At 29.5% G+C, this 6,851-nt stretch carries 7 protein-coding genes; all 7 read right to left on the minus strand.

The genetic code is table 11. The features are described 5' to 3' along the window. Positions 1–587 (minus strand): IS30 family transposase (locus MW871_RS16000; RefSeq protein WP_248429386.1); only part of this gene is annotated, 587 nt, incomplete at its 3' end. Beyond that, the gene (locus MW871_RS16345) at positions 577–708 is read right to left on the minus strand and encodes a hypothetical protein (protein ID WP_282454614.1); all 132 of its coding nucleotides are present in this window, start codon (positions 706–708) and stop codon (positions 577–579) included. The genes MW871_RS16345 and MW871_RS16000, both read right to left, overlap by 11 nt. 84 nt (positions 709–792) lie before the next feature. Continuing rightward, positions 793–1,620, minus strand: coding sequence for a pepsin/retropepsin-like aspartic protease family protein (locus tag MW871_RS16005; RefSeq protein WP_248429387.1), 828 nt, complete (start codon positions 1,618–1,620; stop codon positions 793–795). 195 nt (positions 1,621–1,815) lie between these two features. Further along, positions 1,816–2,418 carry a hypothetical protein gene (locus MW871_RS16010; RefSeq protein WP_248429389.1) on the minus strand — a complete coding sequence of 201 codons (603 nt, stop codon included), beginning with the start codon at positions 2,416–2,418 and terminating at the stop codon, positions 1,816–1,818. Positions 2,419–2,604: 186 nt separating this feature from the next. Then, positions 2,605–3,906, minus strand: a complete 1,302-nt coding sequence (locus MW871_RS16015) for an erythromycin esterase family protein (protein WP_248429390.1) — start codon at positions 3,904–3,906, stop codon at positions 2,605–2,607. A gap of 627 nt (positions 3,907–4,533) precedes the next feature. Further along, positions 4,534–5,598 (minus strand): serine hydrolase domain-containing protein, encoded by a 1,065-nt coding sequence (locus MW871_RS16020; RefSeq protein WP_248429391.1) that lies wholly within the window; start codon positions 5,596–5,598, stop codon positions 4,534–4,536. Positions 5,599–5,790: 192 nt separating this feature from the next. Further along, positions 5,791–6,837, minus strand: coding sequence for a serine hydrolase domain-containing protein (locus MW871_RS16025; RefSeq protein WP_248429392.1), 1,047 nt, complete (start codon positions 6,835–6,837; stop codon positions 5,791–5,793). Between the last annotated feature and the right edge of the window lie 14 nt (positions 6,838–6,851).

The following is a 6,851-nucleotide window of genomic DNA, read 5'->3' on the forward strand; positions in this document are numbered from 1 at the left end:
TTGTGTGCTACACCAATCATCAAATCTCCTTCTAAATGTCCAGCTTCCAGGCGTTCTTCGATATATTTAGGTCTATCATCAATACTGACTTGGTCTTTGATTCGGGTTTTTTTTATACCATATTTCCTTTTGTCTCGTCTTTTGTGATGATGATAGGGAAGAAGTTTGATTAGTTTTTTACCCAAAGTAGATTGTCTAAATCGATAAATATGTTTATAAATAGATTCGTAAGAAATGGACATAACAGGGTCATTTGGGTATAATACCTTGATTTGTCCAGCCATTAATTCAGGGCTAGTCCCCTTTAATAAACTTCTATAAATGAATATTTTAAGTCTTGGATGTGAGTTTATTTTATCTTGAGTTCTTTTGATTTTATTGTTTTCTAAAGCATACCAATGTGCTAAATCAGCCTTATAGATGTCGGTTGGCTTTAATAACCAAAGTTTTAATTCTTTGGTAATGGTGGATCTGTTTCGATTTACTTGCTTTGCAATGTAGCTTTTGGTCTTATTTTCCTTGAGTAAAGTCTCAATTATAATACGTTCTTCGAAGGATAATCTTTTATATTTTTTTTCATAATTCAACAAAGATAAAATTTATCATTTGTTGCGTTATGTTCTTGAATTCTCCTTTCCAGCGCTCCGCTTGCAGGTAACGTCTTGGCGCTTGGCGAGGTTGGGGAGTAAAGATGCGAGATTTTTCCATTAAACACAAATTTTTAAAGTACAAAACCATCTTTAAATTAAGACTAAAACCCCAATCTCGCCAAACGGCTGTTAGTGGCAGTTTTTATTCAAACCAAACTTCTTTATTTTTAAAATCTATAGTAAAAACATATTTACTAATTGCATCGAAATTAAGAACTCCATCGTAAATAATATCTCTTGCAAATGGCTTGATTTTTAGATTTTTTTTACCAATTATAAATTCTGCTTCGGGATTTTTTTCAAAATTATCAGTTTGAGTTTCTTTTTTTATTTTCCAAATTTCAGAACTTTCATTTGATAGAAGTAGCGGTCCACTGTTACCAGAATCAAAAAGAAACCAGTAGATTCTATTAATTTTTGGTATTCCAACAAATATATTTAATTCGGAACCTTCTATTCCGTTGGCGAATCTAGTTGTTAAAAGAGATTTTCCTTTAATCGACTTTTTTGCGGACACATTATTTTCAATTATTAATATGTTTTTAGAAATTTCAATTGTTATAATATTTTGAGCAAAGGATTTAAGAGATAGAACACCGTCAATTTTTGTAAATTCTTTAGGTAGAATACTCATTAAATTCCAAACGCCAACAGTTTGATGAAATATTTTTGTTTTACCTATTAAAAATGAAATACTATCTGCTTTTTGCGCCTTTATTATTTCACCACTCATTCGAAATCCCGTTGTACTTCCATATATTTCTTTATTAATAATTTTTGCAATCTCTGGTGAAATAATCGTTTCTGCACCGCCAGTATCAAATAGAAAATTATATTTTTTTCCTTCAATGAAAACATCTACTGTTTTCATATTTTCAATGTAGGGTTTAAGTTTAATTGTGTCTTGTGCATAACTCTGAATTACACTACATAAAAACAGCAAACTATATAATACTTTCTTTATTTTCATAATTATTTTGATTTTTCTAATTTAATTTTGATTTCAGTTTATTCGATTTTCGGCAAAATTGCCACTAACGTCCTAGCGCTACAAGCGGTTTGCGGGTTTTGAAACTGAGTATTTTCGGCTTAACGAAAATATGATTAAAAACCGGTAATTCCACTAAATCCGCAAATCGCTTGTAACGGCTGTTGTACGCAGTTTTTATTTTATTCCAAATTGTTTAATCATCCAATGATTAGAATGATTTTTTACTAAGTCTTCTTTTATTTTTTCACCTTTTGTATCTAAGTATTTATAGACTTTTAGAGGAATTGAATTTGGAAATTCATTAAGGCTTTTTGAGATTAATTCGGCAGATTCTTTGTTTTGTCCATTAGAATTTAAAGCTTCTGCTTTATAAATTTTAATAATTACAGGAACATTTCCGTAAGTATTTTTCAATTCACTTTCCAAATCATTAATTAAATTAATTTGAAAATTCGGATCTGGTTGCTTTCCAACAGCAGCAGTTTGACTAATATGTTCTTGATATGCTAAAAACATATTCAATATTTGTAGATTTTTTGAATTTTTACCTGAATAAAGTTTTTGAATCCTCTCCGGAATATCTGGTTTTAATTCTCCTATATCTGATTGTAAAGTTTGTTCGTAAAAATCATTAAGAAGAATTAAAACTGTTTCATCATTTTTATCGGTTTTTGAGTCCTTCTTAATTTGTTCAATGAATTTATTATATTCATCAGTTTTTTGCGAAAAAGAATTAATTGAAATTAAGAGTAGAAGGATTAATATTAAGTTTTTCATTTATTTTTTGATAAGTTTCTATTTTCTCGTTCAGATTCTAAAATTGCGTACAACGTCTCGCGGCTTGCAGAAGTGGCGAACTTCGTAACCGTAATCTTTCGGCTAAGATAAAATTTCTTGCGAAAGATAAATGTGAATTAACCACATATTTCGCCATTTATGCAAACCGCTGTTGTAAAACGTTTTTTATTTATCCAGAGTATAATCTGGTATTGATATTTCTTTTACAAAAATCAACCCATCGTAAGTTTCAGTATAAATTTTACTTATTATAATCTTATATAGCGGTTTAGGTTGATAACCTCCACCACCAATTAATAAATGTCTGTTCTTTTTACTAAAAAATTCAGATGAGTCGCTTTCAATTGCTGATTGTAAATCAATAAAATATATATCTTTATCAACAGACATCAATGTCCTTGCATATGTTCTTTTGAATGGTTTTTCAATATCGTACGTCTTCCAATAACCACCCTTTTTTTCATTTGAGACATAACCGTTAATTTTTCCAGTTCCGAAGTCAAAACCAACGCTATAATAATCATCTTTGTAATTATCTTTTAGGTGACGACCTAAATTTATTATATCGCTACCTGTATAGTACATTTCTCTTTTATTGATATGTTCGTTATGAGCCCAAATAAAAGCTTTTCCATTCTTGGATTCATTTTCTGCAATCCATTTGACATTTTCAAACATTTTTAAATCTCTAAATTCTGTGCTCCTGGGATATTTATCCGCAACGATTGATGCATATTCCGTATAACTTAATAAATAATCTAAACTTCTTATTATTTGTTTATATTCTCTACTATTAGTTTTAGAATTTAAAATTTGTTTTTTTAGCTCCTTTAAATCCGGAAGTTGCTTTTGCCACCAACTGTCTGATATATAATAATCTATTATTTTATTTGAGCAACTATCGGCAGTTATTAAAAGCTTTTCATCAATATCAATTTTGTTAAAACTAACAAAATCACGAATTTTTTGGCTAATATTTTTGCCTATTTGTATATCCATTCCATAAAATTGAATTTGATCGGCTTCTGATTTATTTTGATTGTAGTTTCTCATCCATTGTAATAGGCTTACAATTTCTTTAGTGTACCAAAAACCGATATTAAAATTTTTAGCTATAGTTTGAACATCTCCTTTGCCACCACTTATCCATTCATTTATTCCTGATTCAGCTTGATAAGATTCTTCCATTATGAAAATTTTCAAACCTTGAGTTTTAACTAAGTGTTTGAAGAATTTGGCTTTTAAGACGAAAAATTCCTTTGTGTTGTGAGAAGCCTCCCCAAACCCATAAATTTTAGCATTGTCAAATTTATTAGGTGTGTTATTTTCAAATATTTTTAGTTCAGAATCAGGATTCGCATCTTCAATTTCTATCGAATTATTGGTTATCCAGTCTATCGTTTCCTTATCTTGAGAATAACTAAGAAATGGTAAAATGAATATGAAAATTGAAAATGTCTTTTTCATTCGAAATGTTTTTTTAAATGTTTTACAACGTCCGGGCGCTACACGATGGTTGCGACTTTGTAGCAGAGTATTTTCTGCTAAACGAATATATGATAATAAACGTTAATTCCACTAAATTCGCAACTATTGTGTAACGGCTGTTGCTAGATCGGCTGTTTATTTATTCCAAAATTCTGGTATTTTAGGCTCAATATTCCAACTATTTATATTCCAATTTCAATTTCATTTGACAATAAATTTCTAAAATTAAAAATAGGAGAGAGTTAGATTCTTAGCTAGTTTAAAATTTCTGCTTTACATTTTTTCTTTTAAAAATCTAATATTTGAAATTCCAACGTTCTATTTATTTCTGCCCAACTTTATAAATTTCTCGTTATTTTACTTAGATATTCCAACCGAATATTCCGTATTTCTATTTTTTTCAAAGTTGCGTTTCGATAAATTTCAAAGAGATTTTATACAATTTTTTATGCGGATTCTTTCTCCTTCGCAGCTATCTACCAACGTCTTGGCGCTTGGCGTGGTTGGGGACTTTTGAAACCGAGTATTTTCGGCTGAACGTAAAGGTAATGAAAAAACGCTAATTCCACTAAATCCCCAATCACGCCAAACGGCTGTTGGCAGTAGTTATAATTTTACCAATTTACTATCCATAACAATTTTCCTTATACTTTTTTCATAATGATAAACAATATTTATATCTCTATTATAAACATTTTCCAATATAATTACATCCAAATTCTTTTCTGGTAAATAGAATTTTAAATTTACATATCCTAATCCTCTACCTGCATGGCCGATATATTTATGTGGCTTTTCCTTGTTTATATTAACCCCGTATCCATAATTTGATTTTGTTTCACTGAATGTAAAATCAGAATCTACAATTGTTGAATCTATCATGGCAATGTATGATTTGGTTTCTAAAATTTTACCATTGTGAAGTTTTGTATCCCAAATATTTAGGTCAATTGCATTAGAAATAATACCTCCAGCGGGAATAAAGTTTTCCCAAGATTCATCAGTAAAATTCAGGTTTTTAAAATTAACCACTTCAATTGAATCTTTTGTTTGCCAATGTCCATTAATAAGATTGGAACTAGCTTTATTCTTTTCATGGCAATAAGTGTTTTTCATTCCTAAATCTTTAAATAGAGTATTAGCAACTTCTATAAATTTTTTACCGGTTGTTTTTTCAATCAGTTGACCTAATAATCCATATGCAGGATTGCTGTAATGGAAGTCTGTTCCTGGTTTAAAAAGCAAAGGTTTGTCTATGTCTACGATTCCTGAAGACATATTTAGTATTTGATGAACGCTTACTGAATCCGCCCAACTTTGTTTTAAATTTGGTAAGTATTTTCCAATTGGTTCATTTAAATCTATTTTTCCTTTTTCAACTTCTTTTAAAACTAGAACTGCTGTAATTTGTTTACTATTTGATTGGATTCTGAAATTGTCTTTTAATGTTAATGGTTTTTGTTTTTCAAAATCTGAATATCCGAAAGCCTTTTTATAAATAACTTTCCTGTTTTTTGTTATCAGAATTACACCATTAAAAGGTCGTGGACTGTTTAGTTGAATTAAACTGTCAATTTTTTTGGAATAATCATCTGTTTGTTGTCCAAATACATTGCAATTCAAAAAAAGTATTGAGATAATAGGTAAAATGAATTTAAAAAAATGTTTCATAAAGATTACTGTTATTTAATTTTTAAATATCAATTTTTGGATAATTATTGCCAACGTTTGGTCGCTTGGCTTTGTGGCGGATTAAGGAAGCCTAGTCTTTCGGTTAATGACTAATTTTCCAAGTACAAAACCATCTTCAAATTAAGCCAAATCCCGCAAAATTGCCAAACGACGGTTATGTGCTGTTTATTTTTACTTTACATTTACCTCATTATACAAATTATCAACTACTTTTTCTAATATATCTCCTGTTCCATCAAAGCTAGCATTTGTCAATATGGATATTCCTATATTTTGTTTAGGATAAATCACAAACCAATTCTGCATTCCGTAGATTCCTCCGTGATGTCTTATAATTAATTCATCACCATTTTCTATGATGTACCAATGATAGCCTTCCCAAAAATCCGAACCTTCTTTAAACAATTTTTTATGAGATTCGTTGACAATAGGATTTGATTGATCTAGCTGCAATTTCATATATTTTACTAAATCCGGAGTCGTAGAGTGCAATCCTGAAATTCCGCCCCATAAAGTTCTATTGAAGTTAGGCATTAACTCGTTTTTATCATTATAACCTTTTACCAATCTTATTCTGTCATTTTCATTGAGTGTAAACTTGGTTAGGTTCATTTTATTTGGTTTCAAAATAAATTCAGTTACCAATTCTTCAAATGGTTTTTTATACACTTTTTCAAGTATATATGCTGTCACCTCTGGAGCTGTGTTTGAATAAAAATATACTTCTCCAGGTTTCGTTTCAATTTTTATTTGTTTTAATCCTTCAAAAAACGCCTTTTTATTTTCACTTTTTATTGGTATATTAGGAAATCCACTTGTGTGTGTAATGAGGTGTTTTATTTTTATAGGTTCACCTTTAAATTCTAAATTGGGATAAGGTTCATCAAGGTAGTTCCTAATATCATCATCTAAATTTATTTTTTTATCAAGTACGGCTTTCGCGGCTATATAACCTGTAAAAGTTTTAGTTACAGAAGCTATTTCATAAAGAGTAGAATCGTTTGGTTTGTTTCCTTTTCCGATAGTTAATTCTCCAAAATGTTTTATTGTTGATTCCCCATCTTTATACACTGCAACGGAAACAGAATGAAATCTTTTGTCATTTAATAACTGAAACGCATTTTTTGTAATCGCATTTTCAACATTTTGTTTATTGATTTGCTGAGCACTTTTACATCCAAGTAAGACAAAAAATAAAATAGTGATTAAATATTTCATTGTTATAATTTATA

The organism is Flavobacterium pygoscelis, from assembly GCF_023162025.1.
Classification (GTDB): Bacteria; Bacteroidota; Bacteroidia; order Flavobacteriales; family Flavobacteriaceae; genus Flavobacterium; species Flavobacterium pygoscelis.

Coding starts and splice junctions, on each gene's coding strand:
- MW871_RS16345 (WP_282454614.1), bottom strand. CDS start 708: ATGGAAAAATCTCGCATCTTTACTCCCCAACCTCGCCAAGCGCCAAGA.
- MW871_RS16005 (WP_248429387.1), bottom strand. CDS start 1,620: ATGAAAATAAAGAAAGTATTATATAGTTTGCTGTTTTTATGTAGTGTA.
- MW871_RS16020 (WP_248429391.1), bottom strand. CDS start 5,598: ATGAAACATTTTTTTAAATTCATTTTACCTATTATCTCAATACTTTTT.
- MW871_RS16015 (WP_248429390.1), bottom strand. CDS start 3,906: ATGAAAAAGACATTTTCAATTTTCATATTCATTTTACCATTTCTTAGT.
- MW871_RS16010 (WP_248429389.1), bottom strand. CDS start 2,418: ATGAAAAACTTAATATTAATCCTTCTACTCTTAATTTCAATTAATTCT.
- MW871_RS16025 (WP_248429392.1), bottom strand. CDS start 6,837: ATGAAATATTTAATCACTATTTTATTTTTTGTCTTACTTGGATGTAAA.